The organism is Oleiphilus sp. HI0043 (assembly GCF_001634935.1).
On sequence record NZ_LWEY01000797.1, the window covers coordinates 1 to 303 of the forward strand.

1 protein-coding gene is annotated in these 303 nt (G+C 39.9%); it reads left to right on the forward strand.

Annotated features, from left to right (window positions below):
• Positions 1-285: hypothetical protein (locus tag A3729_RS09125; RefSeq protein WP_231877393.1), on the forward strand; the 285-nt coding region annotated here is incomplete at its 5' end.
• Positions 286-303: the final 18 nt, after the last annotated feature.

Below are 303 nucleotides of genomic sequence, written 5' to 3' on the forward strand. Positions count from 1 at the left end.
ATAGATATTATGAACGATACAATTCAGCAAGCTCGTCTTCAAAATCAAATGAAGAACCCAATCGTCGCGTTAGCTCTAGGTTTTTTTATTCCCGGAGCAGGGCAGATGTATGCGGGTTCAATGATGTGGGGAGTAATTAATTTAATTCTAATCGTTGTTTTGGCGGTAACAGTGATTGCTTCGCCAGTCGCCTTCATTCTTTGGCTTGTTTCTTTGTTTTTGGGATACAAGGGAACAAAGCAATTCAACGATAAGGTGTTGGACGGAGCTGAGGCTTCCTCATAATTTTTCTCTAATATTTTG